This window comes from Bacillus sp. FSL H8-0545, assembly GCF_038006105.1.
Lineage (GTDB): Bacteria > Bacillota > Bacilli > Bacillales > Bacillaceae_G > Bacillus_A > Bacillus_A cereus_U.
On sequence record NZ_JBBOUO010000003.1, the window covers coordinates 113757 to 130163 of the forward strand.

Here is a 16407-nt window from a genome sequence, read left to right on the forward strand (position 1 = left end):
ACGTAATACCTCCTATTAATCTGCAATTTCAGTTTTACGCTTCCATTTCTTATTTCTGCGCTTTTTCATCATTCTGTGACCGAATAATAACAGCGTGTTCAAAAAGACTGCTACAAGGAGCATACAGCCTGCAAACAGCCACACATTCATGACATAACCTTCCATTCTAGTTCCTTCTGTAAGAACACATATAATTGTTTTTGTTCCGACAGCATTTCACGTACGGCTTGAATTTCTTCGTTAGACAAAGAAATAAAAATAAGCTCTTTTGGATCTCCTTTTTCTGCCCAAACGCCCTTGTAATCAATGTCTACGATTTCCACAATGTTTCCCATTCTCTTTCACTCCTTTCGTTCTAAAAGCAAGAAAGAGGGCTTTACATGTACCCTCTTTCATTTCTAGACATAAAAAAATCACTTTCCGTTTTCTCAATTGAGTAACAAAAAATGATTCAATCTGGTTTCCCTGTTATATAATTTTTCATCGTTCCATTTCCATTGTTTCTTTTTTTCTGCTTGATTTTTTTGTAGCCTTCGGCTGCTCTACATTGCCTTGTGCGATAGGATCCGGCTCCTTTACTTTATTACTATTTTGATTTTGCTTTTGATGTAACGGCTGAAATTTCTTATCCATATCTAATTCACTTGATGTTGTAGACTGATTCACCGTAATTCCTTCTTTCCCAAGCTTCTCATCCACCTGACTTTCTAATTTCACAACGTGTTCCTGGCTTACCAGCTCATTATCAATCGAAACATACTTTGTTGTATAATACCGCTCTTCAGCTTTTACACGAGTTACAATACTATCAATATTATCTGGTGTTTCTTCATATTGTGAGCGTCTGTATGCTTCGTATTTCCGGCTTAAATCCTTATCTAAAGTAGCTGACTCTTTTTCTTTTGAAGGTTGAATTTGTTGATCTAAAGAAGCAATAGGTGCATATCCTTCCTTCTTCATCTCTTTATACAATTCCACTTCTTTTTCATTAAATGAGGGATCTTTTTGTTCTTCCGCTTTATCAACTAAGATTCCATATCGTTCATCTTTTACAATTTCATCTAGACTCATATTTGCATCCTTTTCATAAACAACAAACGATTGATTGCCTTTTCCGTCAAAGATGGAATTTTGAACTTTTTCATATAAATCTGTCTTCAAAATGTTGTCCAAATAGACATTTTCTCGATTACCGTTTTTCTCCATTAAAGAAACATATAAGTCTTCTCGATCAGATTTATCAGGATTCCATATTGATAAATGGTTGATTTCTTTTGTCACACCGTCCATCATGTGTATTCTAGCTACTTCCTCATCCTGCATATCCTTATCTAACACTTCAATTGTAACTAAATGATTGGGTGTCTCTTTTATGTTTTCTAATGTATTTTCATGTACTTTTTCCATCGGCATTTCTTTGTTATTTCTATAATTCACTACTTCATCTCGTAACGCTTGTTTCACTTCATCCGATAGATATCTTTTCTCGTTTAATACTTGTTCATACGGCGTCTTGTAGTCTCCATCTCCAAGATCCAAACGATCCATACTCACAAGCTCCATTCTCCCAAAATCCCTATCTACTTCTTTTGGAATGGCGATATGATAACGAGTTTTATCATATGGTACGTATTCATCTCTTTCCTTTGCTTCTTCTTTTGCTTTTTCAATATTTGAAATGACTTCAGACATTTTTTCATTGGCTTCTCCAAATGGGATCAATTGATTACTTGTAAAATTTTCATTTTCACTCCATTGAATTAACATAGTTGAACGAGTAATGTCATTCTGATTTAGTGCTGCATATTTTTCTTGATTTGCCACGTTAAATGCATCTATAAATTCTTTATCACTCAATTGTTCTCCACCTTCTACAGGCTCAAACGCTCGGTTTCTATCTACTTGCTCCCTTAACTGGCTAACGGAAACGAGTTCTTGTGTCGTCTTACTTAAACTCATATATTCCACCAATAAAATATTTTTTTCATCTTGTTTTTCATTTCTATTTGCCATACTTCCCACCTCTTTTTCATTTAATTGTTGTTTTTCTTTTTCCAAACTGCTTTCAATCGTTTCGATGAATTCAACGGAAGTTTCATGTACTTCTTTCAACAACTTCGTTTTATCTTTCATTTCTTTTCCTTGTGTCCAGCTCGCCAAATATCCTAACGAATATTCGCTTGTATCAATTCCGAAATAAGAAGAAACTGCATAAGCGGTCATTTCTGCTTGAAACTCTTTTTCTGGCGCTGTGTAATTCATATGTGTCTCTGCTGTATGAAGTTTGGCATGTGCCAATTCATGAAGTAACGTTTTTACATTTTGCAATTCACTGTTCCGTGGATTCAAGGCAACCTCTTTTGTTAAGGTGTAACTAACCCCCTTTGCGACCCCAAGTTCTTGCTTCGGCTCAATAATTTTCACACCGTTCTTTTCCGCAACAGCCTCCATCCCTCTATACAAACTCTTGTAATCTTTTACGCTTCCTTCTAGCCAACGATTCGGAAAAATACGTGGTAGATCTTCAGCTTTTACATTCGTTTGAGACGCATCAAACACATGACCGACAGCAAAATATAAACGACCTGGTTTCACTTCTACGCTTTTAGATTCAATTTGTTTTTTCTCTTCGTCATTTGCCTTTGTAACGGATTTCCATGTCCCTGCTTTGTCTTTAAATTTTGCTACAGTTCGGTTTGGAACAAGGATCTGGATTCCTTTCTCACCCTTCTTAACCGCAAACCCTTTTTCTTTCCAAAAAGAAAAGGAACCAACTGCACTGGCTCCCTCGAATTGATTCTGTATTAATGAAATATTAGATGGTGAATAGTGATAAAACTTTGCCATAAACGTTAAATACTCTTTCAAATCTCCCGGTGTACGAAAATAACCTTCTACGCTTTTTTTCATCTTTTTTGTTAAAGCTTGCACCGCTTCTTTCTTTTCTTCTGGTGATTTCGTTTGATACTTTTTCTTATAACTTTTACTCATGATCTTCTCCTACTCTTTCACTCGCTCTTTGCAATTCCTCCATATCTTCTTCATTCCATCTTTCCGTTGTATCAAAGAAAAGCGCATTTGTTTTTACGTTAACCGGAACTAACATATTCTCTTGATTCATAACATGAACTGCAAGTTCTTCCTCTTGTTCTCTTGTAATTTTAATTGTTAATTCTTTATCCTTTACAAGTAAAATTAGTTCACCTTCTCCAATTGCTTTAATGACTCCTAATGCGATATCTTCATGAAATAATAACATCCTACTAACCTCCTATTTTTTTATAAAAAGAAACAATGTAGCTTACGTTACATTGTTCTTTGATGCCTCATGATCTATACGTTTTTGTCTCGCATGACTAATTCGTTCCGCTACGACTTCCTTTGCCATTTTCACGCCACCGACTTCTATTTTATCCGTAGTAATAATACTCTCTAAATCTAAGTCATTGGCAAAAAAGTATCCATTCATTAATTCAATTAAAACTTGTGTATTTCGATCCGCACTATTTGCACCAAGACGAATTTTTGTTAGCTCACTTTTTAACACATCGTGTAAGTTATTCGATACCACTTCCGTTATATAATTTAGTGACCATTCTGTACTTTTTGCGGCTTCATGCTCCTTGCAAATTCTTCCCATTGCTTCCCCTGTATATCGAATTCCGTGTTCCTCCATATAATCCTTTATATAATCCTCTGTCGCTTGATCCATCGTTACCTGTCTTCTAATTGTACTCATTTAATAACCCCTTTCATTTTGATATGCACTTTCTTTTTGCATACGCTCATAATACTTTTGGTTCTTCCAGCTTTCATATTCACTTTTAAAAGCACGTTCCACTTTCCTCATAGAATACTGAATAGATACATTCTGTTGAAATTTTTGAAACGGCTTTGATTTCTTCATGTGATGGATTCTCTTTTGTTCTTTATCATATGCCTTCATTTCTTGTAAAAAAGCGTTTCCCATTCTTTTATACAGGTCATTGATTTTATTCGACTTATAGTTTTCATATTGCTTCTTATCATACTTTCCTTCTCCATATGCTTCTTTAAAAACTTGCACTTCTTTATCTAACTTTTGGAGAAACTGATCGTAATCTTTTTTATGATGATGTTGAATATATCGCCTGCTTAATTCATCAATTTCCGGCTTCAATGGCTGAATGGTATTGTAACTATATTGCCACTGTCTTTTATCACTTGGTAACTGTTTATAGATTTGTAAAAACAATGGTTTCAAATGTTGATTGCGCCAATCAAAAACGGAATCTTCTTTTTTACTTCCCACCATGTTGTTTCGAATCAGATCATTAATTTGTTTTTGTTCCTGCTTACGATCTAACAAATTGTTTACGACTTTTCCCCTCATTGCATCCAAGGTTTTTGGTTTTCTTTTGCCACGTTCTCTCGTTGGGAATGGTTCAACAGTTGCCACATGAATATGAATGTTATCCGTATTAAAATGAATGGCTGCCGACCAGGTAGAACTTTTTTCTAACCCCTCCCTTTTTTGCATTTCTTTCATCGCAAGCCGTGTCACATCCATTAACTTTTTTTCATCTAATGTTTTTGTTTTCTCATCATAAATGCCTTGTTCCTCTAGCCAAGGATTATGAAAAGAAATGACATCTTGCCACATGATACTTCCATTTTCGTGAGCGGTTTTAAACATTTCCTTTAAGGCTTTTTTCTCACTTTCTGATAAACGATTTGCGTGTTCCGTAAACAGCGCCGATGTCTTTTCTGGATTTCCCATATATTCTTGATACGTTTCAAACATTTTCGGATTCAGTTTCACTTCACTTTGTGCTTCTTCTCGGTCTACATACTCAATATAGTTCTGAAAGGCATCCGAACTTGGTAACACAAATTTTGTTTTTAAAACAACACCCGGTGTACTGGAAGATTGAACAGGAACCCCATTACTCATTTTCATCATCCTGCATCATCATTTGAATAAACTCATTCATTTTTTTCATTTCGCTATAACAATCATTCATCATATGGATGTTCTTTTGAATGATATTTTCTAATTCCATTTCTCTTTTATTTTGTTGCTGAAAAAATGCCAGCATTTCAATTTGGTCTTTCAAAAATTTCTGTCTGGATAATCCTTTCCTCTTTGCAATTTCATCTATTTTCTTTACGGCAATTGGATCTACTTCTCTAATTCTAATTTCCACTTTTCCCTCTCCTTTCTGCAATTATGGGTAGAGATCAAAAAATAGTGAGAAGAGCATAAGGGGTTTTTGTTCCCACCTAGGGTGTGAAGCTAGGCGGAGCCTAGCAAAACGATGGGAACAAGAAAATCCTCTAGGTGAGTACTCACTGATGACACAAATCAAACTGATGAGTACTCACTGACGATACAAAAACCACCAAATGAGCACTCGGTGAGTACTCAAATTTCACTGGTGAGTACTCACTGACGACATGACTTTTTTCACTTTTTATTAATTTCTTGTGCTTTTTGCTCTAATTTTTTAATCTTATCTTGTGCAATTTTTTGTTCTCCTTTAAACAATTCAACGTTCTTTTCTGATGATTTTATTTTGGATTCTAGAGATGCTATTTTCGATTGCGTTTCCGTTTTTTCCGCTTCGGTTTGGTACTTCATTTCATCTTTTAGTTCTTTTACTTTCTCATAAACTGTCTTCGCATTTTCTTCTTCCAGTTTGATTGCTTTCCCATAATTTTTGATCTTTGTTTCTATATCTTTTTTGTCTCTCTCTATAAAATCTAGCTCATATGTTTTTTTATCTTCAGCTAACAATTCATCATTTGCTTTTGTTTTTCTCTGATCGGTAAAAATCGTTTGAACGAGTTTATTCGGACTTTTTGTTGATGCATTTTCTTCTTCATATTCGTTAACATCTTGCGTGAATTTTCGAATATCCATTTGTTCTTTTTCACCGTTTTTATTGTAAATATCGAAAGCTAACGCTCCCCAATTCGGAGATAACTCTTTTACTTCCACCACATAATTTCCGTTCTCTTCATACAACACTTTGACAGGTAATTGAACACCAGACTTTGCTTTTTCTTGTGCTTTAAACGTAAATCCTGTTTCCTCATACCCTTCTATTCGAAAGCGAATTTGTATAAAGTTTTTGTGTGGATTGTATTCCCTTTGTTCTACAATCAATTTCCCCATACCCGACAACTTAATTACTTTATTTGTCTCTGTATGGAATAGTTTTTCATCGTTTGGCATGTAAATTTTAGATGTCAAGAAAGCGAAAAAACCCCAAAATAGAAAGCTGATAATCATTAAGTAGATCCACGACTTATTTTTTCTTAGATTGATTCTTTCACTCTTCTTACTAATTGCACCTATCACACTCTCACCCCACCTTTTTCGTTATAAAACTTTCATATTTAACTCTTCCACACTTGTAACTCGCCATGTTTCTTTTTCTTTTTTTATGATGATTCGCAACACATTGTTTACTTTTTCTTCTCGATTTTGCGTTGAATCTGTCGTGACATTTATAAATTCAGCTAACACATTTACCTCCTCTTTATCGGGTTCATTTTCTTGTAAATAAAACTTCATTTCTATTGGTTTTGTTTTATACGTATCTCCTAATTCGTATTTGTCAGTCGGATAGAATTGTTGTAAAAGTTCTTCGCTCATAATAGATTTTGCCTTTTCTTTTCGCTCATTGTACCCTTCTTTTTCTCGGTGAAATGATAATTGTATAAACGTTTCGGCTGTCGATAGGTACGCCCTTCTCTGTTGTTCTTGTGCGGATGGAAGCACCTTATCAAGTCGTTTTTTTAAGTCTTCATTTTGTTTTGTTAGTAATTCATTTGAAAGTTTTAACTGTTTTTCCTTTCCATCACTCATTGATTTTTTGCTCAAATAGATATTAAAAGCTGTCAAACCTACAACTAAAATGACAAACACAATAAACAAAGATTTTCGTTTATCTTTCATTCTTTTAGTCTCCTATTCTTTCGGTTTTTAGAACCTTCTTACATGACCGGAAAAGACTTTTTTCCAATACGGATTATTTAAATCTTCAATAGAAACACCTTTATTAGTTTGGCAACCAATGAAAGTATTTTTATCAATTACAATGCCAACGTGTCCGTCATGTTTGTAGGTATCAAAGAAAATAACGTCACCTGGTTTCATATCATTTGCTGATACTTTTGTACCGATTTTATTTAATGTTTCCGTACTTACAGCTCCTATCGGACTGGTATACATCCCTACTTGTTCGAATGCCCAGCGTACAAAACTTGAACAATCAAAAATTCCTCTTGCAATGTCATTTGTGTTACGTCCTCCACCAAATACATAGGTAGAACGCCCTATCCATTGACGACCTACATCGGCAACTTTTGAACCACTACTTCCTCCACTTCCTGGATTTCCTCCTCCACCAGAAACAACAGAACCCGGCTGATAATATTTTAAAACCGCATCAACATACAATATATCGCCATAACACGCTTGATACGGTACGGCTTCTGGTCTAAGGCAATGATACATACCCGTGTGGGCTACTTTTTTGTATTGCTCCTGTGAGAATTTTATGGCTAATTCCTTTGTATATTTACCACCATTTGAATTAACAAAATCAAAAAATCCTGTTCCGAAATTGTAAGCTTGGAGGGCTGTTTTGATATGATCCATGTCTCCTGGACTCGTTACCCCGGCTCTTTCTATCGCATGTTTAAACTCCTGTACACCAGCCCAAATACTATAATCTGGATCAGTAATACAGTTTGGTGATTTACAATATTTCGTATTAAACGCCCCTTCAGAACTCTGCATCGGATCACTACCACGCCCTCCGCTTTCTTGCATCATTTGAGCAAGCATTAAAGCGACAAACGGTTCCACGCCAAAGGCTTTCGCATGCTTCCGAATCGTAGGTTCCCATTTCAAAACTTCGGGCGAAACATTCATCACTTGCCCTTCACCTGTATACGTGATATCACCCGTGTCTGTTCCACTCTCTCCACCCATTGCCGCAATAAAAATACTCATAACTCCAAGTAAAAGAAAAGAAAAAAGACCCATCACAATTAATGCTAAAGTGATGAGCCATCTCTTTGGTATAATCTTTAAAACTAGATGCATGGTATTAAGCACCTCCCCCAAATAACATCAATTCTTCGTCTGTTACTTCTACATGAAAATGAATGTTTTTTACAGCCCCAATACTTAAAATGACATCCCCTGTTGGCAAATGCGGAATGGCTGCAATCTCACTTTCACTTAACTGTCCTGCAAATACTTTTCTTAACATATCTAAACTATTGTTATCTTGTTGCATGATAAATTTGTACTGTGTAAGTTCAAAGAGCTTTTTGATTTCATCAATCATTTCTTGTGAAGATCCTTCCGGTACAAAATCTCGGATCGTATGACTTGCATATAAAAGACCTGCAAAATATTTTCGGTCTTCTCGGCTAAATTTTATTAAAAATTGTAAAGCGTGAGCACTTTCTTTTCTTGTGTTAATTATATGATGTGCTTCGTCAATAATAATGAAATATCGAATGACATCTTCAAAAGCAATTTGCTTTTTGTTAAAGGCTCTTAATTGAGGCGCACCATTTGATATCATTTCATCCCATAGGAGATTTAACACATTAAAGATTTGCGCTTGAAACACTTCTGCTTTAGAACTGGATATATTCCGTAAGGAAAAAGATACAACTTGTTCTTTCTTGAAATCTTCAATTGTAGAATGCCCATCGAATAATTGTGCATACACTTCTACTAGATTCATAAGATTTAATTCAATTAATTCTAAACGATGGATTCTACTGTCTCCTAAATTTTCATGGTGCTTTTTACTTACTACATCTTGATATAACTCTTTACGAACAAAATTTAAAAAATCAGAGAAAATAGGATATTCTTTTGGTTTTCTTGTTGTAATTTCATTTGTTGCTCCCTTTTTATCATTCCATAATTCCATACGAATATATAATTTTCGAAGCAAATTTTCATACTCTTTAATTTCATCATCTTTTGCTTCTGGTGCAATAAAGCGATAGAAAGTTGTCACTTTAGATAAATGCTGAATGAAACTAACTTCCTCACTTTCTGCTGTCTTATACACTTGAAGTGGGTTAATTTGACCTTGCGATCCATCTAATGCAATTGTTTTCCCATTCAAGTCACGTACTGTTTCCTCAAATTCACCTACAATATCAAAAATACGGATAAAATGTCCTTTACTTGCATAATCCACAGCTTTCTTTTTCAGTAAGGTTGATTTTCCAGCACCAGGCTTTCCAACCATTACACCGTTATAACTCTTTCTTTGTTCGTCTTTATGAAAAATATCAAAAATAACATTTCCTTTTGTTTTCGTTGTCCCATAATACGTACCGTATGGATCGTTCAAATAAGAATAGTGAAATGGACATCCACCAGCCAAACTGACTGCCGGAATTTCTTTTCCTTTTCTTCGGTTCACATAATTTTTTTGTGTATCAAAGCTCGTTACAAGTGCATCCCATTCATACTCTTGTTCATTTAAAAAGACAGCTCCTCGAAAGTTATAAGACTCTAATGTTTCCATGATTTCTTTTACTTGTTTTTCTAGCTCATCTAAAGTTCTAGCGGAAACATAGATACGGATATGAATACGTTTCATGACCTCACCTTGTTTCAAATCCGTATAGAGAGCTTCCAGCTCTAAAAATTCATTTTTTGCATCAATCCGATCTATATTATCTTTCGCTGTATCATGCCGAACACTTTGTTCACTCATGGATTTATTAATCGATTCAACAACTTCTTTTCGATCATCACTCATTACATCTAATGTTGTGATCACATTTGGCATATTCATAATTTGCTCTAACCAAAAATCATTTACTTCTGTTGGATAATCAAAAACATGGATACAAGTAGAAAATCCATCACCTGTTTGAACATAACTTTCTTTAAAACTTACGCCTCCTTGTGGCTGAACTCTAGCCACTAAATAAGGGTTGTAACCTTTCTTCTTTTTTAGTTCTTCTTGTTTTTCCTTTTTTGATTTTTTACTTTTGAACGCAAACATATTGTTTCCCCCTTACTACCATATATTTTTCGTTCCCAATTTTGCATTTTGGTTAAACAATTTAAACATAAGCTCTAGCTTTTTCTCTTCATCCACCTCTAATAGTTCGGTAGAGCGTTTGATATATCGCCTTGCTGCATCCACACGTTCTTTTACGATTAATTCCGTTTCTCCATAAATAAATAAGAAGGCTTCCCGATTTGTTCTTCCCCATTCTAAAAACTGAAGTTCTTTTAACTTCTGATTTAAAATTCGTTCATACAAAGGACTGGTACACTCTTTAATTTTCTTCTCTATATATCGTTGCTGTTCAGTAGTTTGACATGGGAAGTTTAAAAAAACGAGTTTAATGGACTGTTTGTAGGCTTGATAAAAATACGCATGTGAGAAAATAACAAATGCTTGTTCATCGCTATTCTTAGAGAACATATCGTCACCTTCAACTTGAAGAATTTCTAAAAACTCCTCATTTTTCAGCTCAAATATGCCATCCTCCGTCATATCTACGATTTGCATAATTTCCGCAATACTTTTCTTTACCTTTGGTGGTGCTTCTTTCTTTTTTCTAGATAAAAAACCTAAAAGTTTTGGATTTTTCTTTTTCGAAACATCTTTCTTTGGCTTTTCTTTCTTCTGTTTTTTTACGTTTCTTTCTACCTTTGTTTTTTCTTCTTCTTTCTTTTTGTTGGGTACCACCTTAACAATTTCTTTTGGTTCAGAAAGTGATTCTTTTACATTTTTTTCGTTAAATCGAAATGCTTTTTTCTTCGGTCTTTCTAGTTGTTTTGGCTCTTGTTTCTCTACATCTTTTTCGCTGAATAACGCCATATGTGATCCCTCCCTTATTGATCGTTATCAATGGCACAATATGCGCCTTTTCTTCTTAGCAATGTAATAATCAACACTTCATACATTCGTTTTTGAGGATTCGTACTTGGTCGCCAAATCATGATAATTGCAATAGCTGCCATGAAAATAACAAATGGTAATTGAAAGGAATCATGTACGAAGTTCCTAAGAATCATCGTTACAACTAATAAACCAATTAATAAAAAGAAATCTATTAAATAAAGCACTTTATTAATCCGTAACTCTGTACTGATTTCCTTCGGAATCCGATAGCTTCTCATCGGGATTCCCTCCTTTTCGACAATAAAAAATAAGCGCACGATTACGCTTATTTTTTATCTGTATTATTTTTGCTCACAATATCTCTCCAACTTTTACCTGTATTTTGACCCATTTGATAAAAACGCTTTGTATTTTGTACCGTTTCTGAATTATTGATTCGTTCCTGAACCCCTCTTACTGTTTGCTTAACGGATGATGTAGTGGAGTTATAACCTTTTTTAACTGTATCCGTCGCATATTGTCCTAATGTACGTGTTTCATGACTACTACTTGCTGCCACTTCTTTATCACTTTCATAAGGAATAATCGGGCTACTTCCGCTTGGCACTGATCTTGATGTTTCCACTGGTGCCGGACTACTTCCGCTTGGTATTGGTCTTGATGTTTCCACTGGTGCCGGGCTTCCTCCACTTGGTACTGGTCTTGATGTTTCCATTGGTGCCGGGCTACTTCCGCTTGGTACTGGTCTTGATGTTTCCATTGGTGCCGGGCTACTTCCACCTGGTACTGGTCTTGATGTTTCCATTGGTGTCGGGCTACTTCCGCTTGGTACTGGTCTTGGTGATTCCACTGGTGCCAGGCTACCTCCACCTGTTACCGGTCTTTGTATTGGATTTCCTTCACTCGCTCCTTGTCTTACTCCTCCTGCTGTTTGACTTCCTTCACTTGCTCCTTGTCTTACTCCTCCTGCTGTTTGACTTCCTTCACTTGCTCCTTGTCTTACTCCTCCTGCTGTTTGACTTCCTTCACTTGCTCCCTGTCTTACTCCTCCTGCTGCTTGATTTCCTTCACTTGCTCCACTTACTTTTCCAGCCTCCTTCATTTCATCTTGAAGACTTGTTGTTCCTGATTCTTGCCCACTTGCTACCTCTGGTTTTTCATTCCCTTCTTTTTTCATATCTTCTTGAATAGATGGATTACCACCATTCTTTTTATCTTCTTCCTTATTTAAGTTACCTTTTTCTTTTTCTTTATTTGCTACATCATTACCTTGTGTTTTTTTTTGATCCGCTTTTTTCATTTGATCTTGCAAGGACTCTTTATTTTCAGACTCATTTCCATTTTTCAAGCCACTTATGAGACCAGCCATTCCACCTGTTGCCATCGCTGCCGCACTTGCTGTTTTAGCTGCTGCAACACCAGTTCCTTCTGCTGCACCTTTCGCTCCTTTTCCAATCATATTTCCTAGACCCTTCATTGGTTTTGAATTTGCCAGAGCGCCAATCCCTTTACCAAGTGCGAAACCACCTGCTATACCACCTGCTAACATGCCCCAACTACTCTTTAATCCAATATCTATTCCAAATAATCTTTCTACGACTGCCGGGCCATCTAGAACTGCCATACTAAATGCGGCTAATGCAATCAGATACGGTACACCATTTAATTTGTCATGGAGAAACGTCGTTCCCATTATATATAGCTTCAAAGATAGGAATATCATAATCGTTGCTATAAATATATTGAGGATATTGGATAACACGGCTTTTAACTTTTGACCATTCGCAACATCGGCTGGTGCTAATATGTTGGCTAACAAGTAGTTAAATGCCAATTCATAAAATAATCTAGCTAATTTAATACTCACCAATAACAACGTTGCGCCAGTTATTAGTAACGTAAAGAATATGTTCCAAAAATTCCAATGCCAGCGATAATACTTTTCTGGAAAGAAATCAAACCAACCATCTTTCAATTCTGCTAGAGATGCGACTCCCATCCCATCCATCACTCTTTTATTTTTCAATATTTTTTGTCCCTCGTCTGATAACTTTTTATCTTTTGCGAATTCAAAATCTTTATCTATTTTTTCAGTAATATCTATCTGTCTAATGCTTTTTTCTGGAATATGATTCTTAGGATTCATGTCTTCTTTCTTTTTCCATTTATTTTCATCTATTACTGCAATATCCGTTATGTTCTTCTTAATAATTTCATCACTCAAAGAGCCTTTTTGTTCTGATTTTACAACCGCTATGGCATCATCGGTGAACTTATCAACCTTTGTCATACCAGTACTTAATAAACAAAGTACACTCAGTGTTACAAAAATATTGATGATAATTTGAGAACGGTTCATTTGTTTGTTCATAATGAACATGTAGCCAATATATAAAAATGATACGGCTAAAAGAACTACAAACAATGGATATAACATATCAACAAAATTTTGTATTTCTGGTGAATTAAAGAATCCTTTAATACCCAGAATGGCATCTGTCACACCTTCTAAAGCATCTACAACTAAAGATAAGCCTACAATTAGGAACCATCCTAACCAACGCAATACATAATTCACGATGTCTCCTACTTGAAGATAATCCGAGAACGCTTCTATAGTTTTTAAAATCTCTTCATCTTTCACCATTTATCCTCCTCTCATGCGTATTACTGTCCTAATACTTCCTTTGCTGTCCAATTCACCCTTTCATTCAGTCTGTCAATACGAATAATCAATTTCCCTTTTTGTTCCCGATCTACTGAAAGGAAAATAACCGCATCTTCTAGACCAAGAATGACCTCATTTTCTTCTGTTACAAATGGCAAGTAACTATCTAAAATCAATTGCATTTTATCCGTTATTGTCGGTACGCACATTCCCTCTTCCTCCTTTATATTTAGATTCAAAAAAGCACTCAATCATTTGAGTGCTTTTCTAACTCGTCACTTGTTCTTTTTCTTCTAAATCACGTAAGATTCGATTAATCTTATTTTCGACTGCTTGATAAACACTTTTGTCGATGTGGTCATTGTGAGCTAACATTTGAAATTCACTGTAAAACTCGCCCATTTCTTGATTTTCAACCTCATCTATTCCCTTACCTAACTGTGCTATAAAGAACTTATCAACTAGTTTTAAAACCGCTAAATCAGATTCGAAAAATTCATTAACCGTTTTCGTCTTCCAATTTTCAATGGCGAGTGGATTAAATGGACTGTCTTCTTGTTGGAATGACTCTTCCGGAATGTCTTCATCAATCCCCATCATTTTAGGTTCTTCTGTTGGCTGCGGTGGCTCTACTGGTGAAGAGGTTTCCTGTTCTGGCTCTGGTGGTTCTTTCTTGGTTTGTTCTGCCTTTCTTTCTCCTAAAAAATCTACAATGAGTTTTTTCGGATCTACATCATCATGTAGAGAATCAATATCTATATCTAAAATGGATTTATCCGTATCGAACTCTACTCCTAAGTACTCCCATCTATATTTTAAGGCTATTTCTTCCGTATTATATATTGGTCGTGGTCTGATACGTTTTCGATTATTATCTTGACGTTTTATTACACGAATAACGGCACTTTCTCCTTCTTTAAAACTCATCAGTTCATTTGATGTTAACAATGGTCGTTGATCTAGACCTTCCGTTTTATTTTTATCAGTAGAAAGACCTTTTCCACTTCGAGAAGGTAGGTTAATTGTCTTATTCCCAAGCTTTTTGGACACTTTTTCTGCTGTTTCTTGATCGTTTGTTAGAATGTAGATGGTATTCCCACAGTTTCCATCAATGGTATCTGCATCATCTCCATACTTGTTTTTTATTTGTGCGTATGCTTGAACAACAAGGTTAAAGCGAATATTTCTACCGAGACAAACCGTAATAATATTCGCCATTCCTTCTATACTCGGCATGTTGCCAAATTCATCGAGTAAAAATACTACTTCACGATGGCATTCTCCCCCTCGAGCAAGCGATGCCCCCTTCGCTAATATGAAATAAAGCTGTCTTACAAAAATAGAAGCAATGACATGATTCGAAGAATCATAGTCTGGTGTAATCATGAAGATAGCAATTGGCTTATCAAAGAAGTCAATCTTTGTTACCTGTATATCTTCATGTTTCTTTACCAATTGAAACTCTGTATCCCCTGTCTTATCATCTATTTTCGTAATAGAAACTATTGTTTCTTTATTACTCCCTTTTTCAATGATTTGTATTGTGTCCTTCACTTTTATTTTTTGTTTAAAATCCAATACAAAACGCCCTATAATATCTGTTTTTACAGATTCTTTTGAACCATCCGGGAATATAATTTCCACTCGTTTTCTAGGTATTGCTTTTCCTTTAATGGTTTTCCCAAAACCTACACGCTTTAAGTCTACACTGTTTTTTGCTGTCATTTTTGCGATTTCATCAAACGTAAAGATAGAGAGTCCGTTCATTGTTTGGGTGAAGATTCCGCCTCGTGTCGTTCCTTTCGAGAAGTTTGAGGTTGCATATTGCATTTTCGCAACACTATCTGCTGGCAAACCTTCAAAGTATAAATCTAATGCATTTTGTGGATCGGCTTCCGGATCTACGATTACCTCTTTTGAACCAAGTTCTGATAACATATTTGCTACTGCATACATTGTGATTTTTTCTTCTGTTCCTTCTGCAATACATTTATCCGTAACAGCTAATATCATGGCATTGCACAAGCTCATAGCGCACTGTTGCCAAAAAGGATCTTTGACAGTTGGGTTGTAATACAAAGTGTGAGAGAGTGTTTTACATAATGCCTGTGCCGTTGAATAATCCCCATCTTTATAGGCATCTTTGACAAGCTGTAATAAGTTATAACTCATAGAATCAAGTGGGTTTAACAAGTTCAAAACTTCAATGTGATACCCTCGTTCTTCCAGGGTATCTTTCGATGCCGTAAATAGTTCCCCTTTTGGTGTATTAATAATTAAAGAAGGCTGATGCTCCGCTCTGGAATAAACATCAATTGTAGGAAATACATAAGTTTCCCCTTTACCAGAGCGTGTTGTACCAATGATTAAATTGTTTACCGGGCTATCATCAATAAATACCTTGTCACCTAGTCGAGAGATAACAACACCACCGCCACCTTTAAATGATTCCTCTCGATCTGGTACAGCTCGGTACTGCTTTTTCAACTCTTCAACTGTTGTAAAGCGACTAGATCCTTTCTGATGATTATTTAAGTTTTTAAAGGAAGATTTCAATTTGTACACTGTTCTTACTATGGTTCCAATTACTACAAGGAAAACAAGCATGTAATAAATCGGATGTTCTGCAATTGGCATCCGAAAAAGAAATCCTACCTCCATATGAAATGGTTTTGGGTGTAATAAATCACTAAATGTTGTTTCTATCAGCTCTAAAGATAAGCTGAGTAAAAAATTAGCGATTAAAAACATTCCAAAAAATAAAAAAGTACTCAATGGAATGAGTACTTTTTTTTCAGCTAACTTATATTTAATTGAGATTTTATCCTTATACATGGGTAAGCGAAT

The 16407-nt window shown here is 35.5% G+C and carries 16 protein-coding genes; all 16 read right to left on the reverse strand.

Features of this window, described 5'->3' with window-relative positions:
• Window positions 1-15 precede the first annotated feature (15 nt).
• Window positions 16-150 carry a hypothetical protein gene (locus MHI07_RS28380; protein ID WP_255289205.1) on the reverse strand — a complete coding sequence of 45 codons (135 nt, stop codon included), beginning with the start codon at window positions 148-150 and terminating at the stop codon, window positions 16-18.
• Window positions 147-335 carry a hypothetical protein gene (locus MHI07_RS28385; RefSeq protein WP_071770378.1) on the reverse strand — a complete coding sequence of 63 codons (189 nt, stop codon included), beginning with the start codon at window positions 333-335 and terminating at the stop codon, window positions 147-149. Before MHI07_RS28385 ends, MHI07_RS28380 begins: the two co-directional genes overlap by 4 nt.
• Before the next feature lie 145 nt (window positions 336-480).
• The gene (locus tag MHI07_RS28390; RefSeq protein WP_340827216.1) at window positions 481-2991 is read right to left on the reverse strand and encodes an LPD25 domain-containing protein; all 2511 of its coding nucleotides are present in this window, start codon (window positions 2989-2991) and stop codon (window positions 481-483) included.
• Window positions 2984-3259 (reverse strand): hypothetical protein, encoded by a 276-nt coding sequence (locus tag MHI07_RS28395; protein WP_340827217.1) that lies wholly within the window; start codon window positions 3257-3259, stop codon window positions 2984-2986. The genes MHI07_RS28390 and MHI07_RS28395 overlap by 8 nt, the downstream gene beginning before the upstream one ends.
• A gap of 42 nt (window positions 3260-3301) precedes the next feature.
• Window positions 3302-3739 carry a hypothetical protein gene (locus tag MHI07_RS28400; RefSeq protein ID WP_269482208.1) on the reverse strand — a complete coding sequence of 146 codons (438 nt, stop codon included), beginning with the start codon at window positions 3737-3739 and terminating at the stop codon, window positions 3302-3304.
• On the reverse strand, window positions 3740-4933 hold the full coding sequence (gene mobP2 / locus MHI07_RS28405) for a MobP2 family relaxase (protein ID WP_269482207.1): 1194 nt from the start codon (window positions 4931-4933) through the stop codon (window positions 3740-3742).
• Window positions 4926-5186 carry a hypothetical protein gene (locus MHI07_RS28410; protein ID WP_002191650.1) on the reverse strand — a complete coding sequence of 87 codons (261 nt, stop codon included), beginning with the start codon at window positions 5184-5186 and terminating at the stop codon, window positions 4926-4928. Before MHI07_RS28410 ends, mobP2 begins: the two co-directional genes overlap by 8 nt.
• Window positions 5187-5446: 260 nt before the next feature.
• Window positions 5447-6343 carry a hypothetical protein gene (locus MHI07_RS28415; protein ID WP_340827218.1) on the reverse strand — a complete coding sequence of 299 codons (897 nt, stop codon included), beginning with the start codon at window positions 6341-6343 and terminating at the stop codon, window positions 5447-5449.
• 21 nt (window positions 6344-6364) lie between these two features.
• A complete protein-coding gene (locus MHI07_RS28420) occupies window positions 6365-6943 on the reverse strand; it encodes a MerR family transcriptional regulator (RefSeq protein WP_340827219.1) in 579 nt (192 codons plus the stop codon).
• Window positions 6944-6970: 27 nt separating this feature from the next.
• Window positions 6971-8098 carry a bifunctional lytic transglycosylase/C40 family peptidase gene (locus MHI07_RS28425; protein ID WP_340827220.1) on the reverse strand — a complete coding sequence of 376 codons (1128 nt, stop codon included), beginning with the start codon at window positions 8096-8098 and terminating at the stop codon, window positions 6971-6973.
• 4 nt (window positions 8099-8102) lie between these two features.
• Window positions 8103-10040, reverse strand: coding sequence for a VirB4 family type IV secretion system protein (locus MHI07_RS28430; RefSeq protein ID WP_340827221.1), 1938 nt, complete (start codon window positions 10038-10040; stop codon window positions 8103-8105).
• Window positions 10041-10055: 15 nt separating this feature from the next.
• On the reverse strand, window positions 10056-10868 hold the full coding sequence (locus tag MHI07_RS28435; protein ID WP_340827223.1) for a hypothetical protein: 813 nt from the start codon (window positions 10866-10868) through the stop codon (window positions 10056-10058).
• 14 nt (window positions 10869-10882) lie between these two features.
• A complete protein-coding gene (locus MHI07_RS28440; protein ID WP_002130425.1) occupies window positions 10883-11170 on the reverse strand; it encodes a DUF5592 family protein in 288 nt (95 codons plus the stop codon).
• A 47-nt stretch (window positions 11171-11217) separates the two neighbouring features.
• A complete protein-coding gene (locus MHI07_RS28445; RefSeq protein ID WP_340827224.1) occupies window positions 11218-13536 on the reverse strand; it encodes a pLS20_p028 family conjugation system transmembrane protein in 2319 nt (772 codons plus the stop codon).
• Between the two features lie 23 nt (window positions 13537-13559).
• The gene (locus tag MHI07_RS28450) at window positions 13560-13769 is read right to left on the reverse strand and encodes a hypothetical protein (protein ID WP_340827225.1); all 210 of its coding nucleotides are present in this window, start codon (window positions 13767-13769) and stop codon (window positions 13560-13562) included.
• Between the two features lie 58 nt (window positions 13770-13827).
• Window positions 13828-16395, reverse strand: a complete 2568-nt coding sequence (locus MHI07_RS28455) for a VirD4-like conjugal transfer protein, CD1115 family (protein WP_340827226.1) — start codon at window positions 16393-16395, stop codon at window positions 13828-13830.
• Window positions 16396-16407 lie beyond the last annotated feature (12 nt).